This is a genomic window from Burkholderia sp. LFS061, from assembly GCF_047978125.1.
Taxonomy (GTDB): domain Bacteria; phylum Pseudomonadota; class Gammaproteobacteria; order Burkholderiales; family Burkholderiaceae; genus Burkholderia; species Burkholderia pyrrocinia_C.
The window spans coordinates 1-805 of record NZ_JBFPFS010000126.1; the positions used below are offsets into that span (position 1 = coordinate 1).

Annotated in this window: 1 protein-coding gene; it reads right to left on the bottom strand. The window is 59.6% G+C overall.

Going from position 1 to position 805, the window contains the following annotated elements:
* Positions 1 to 8 precede the first annotated feature (8 nt).
* Positions 9 to 805, bottom strand: a 797-nt coding sequence (locus ACNQQL_RS35985; RefSeq protein WP_347069693.1) for an IS3 family transposase, incomplete at its 5' end; no start/stop codon positions are given.

Here is an 805-nt window from a genome sequence, read left to right on the forward strand (position 1 = left end):
TGTAGTGGTCAACTAATCCCGGACACTGCGTTAAGTTTTTCTTCCGCAACGGCCGGCGCCAGTCCGTCGTTGAACTGATGCGGCCGTATCCAGTTGTACCGGTGCATCAGGTAGTGGCTGATGTCCCGATGTGCTTCCTGTGCCGACATGTACCCCACTGACGGCTGCCATTCCGTCTTGAAGCTGCGGAACAGCCTTTCCATCGGGGAGTTGTCCCAGCAGTTTCCACGGCGGCTCATGCTCTGCTGAATCCGATAGCGCCACAGGCGCTGACGGAATTTCCGGCTTGCATACTGGCCGCCTTGATCCGAGTGAAACAGCAAGCCTTGCGGTCGACCACGCTGCTCATACGCCATCTCCAGCGCCTGCACGACCAGATCGGCATCCGGGCGTGTCGAGAACGCCCAGCCGACCACCCGACGCGTGAACAGATCGAGTACCACGGCCAGATAATGCCAACGGCCCTGCGCCCAGACATACGTAATGTCACCACACCAGACCTGATTCGGCGCACCAACCTCGAATTCACGATTGAGATGGTTCGGGATATCGATCCGCTCGACCGTGGCCTGCTTGTAGGCATGGCGCCCCGGCTGCTTGCAGATCAGTCCAAGTTCTTCCATCAAGCGGCTGACCTTGAAGCGGCCAATCACCGTACCTTCCTCGCGCATCATGCCCATGATGCTGCGGCTGCCGGCAGAGCTTCGGCTCTCGACGAACAGTTCGTGTATCCGGCTACGCAGTGCCATGCGCTCAGCGTCAATGCGCTGGGTGCGCTCACGGTACGCATACAGGCAGGAACGTG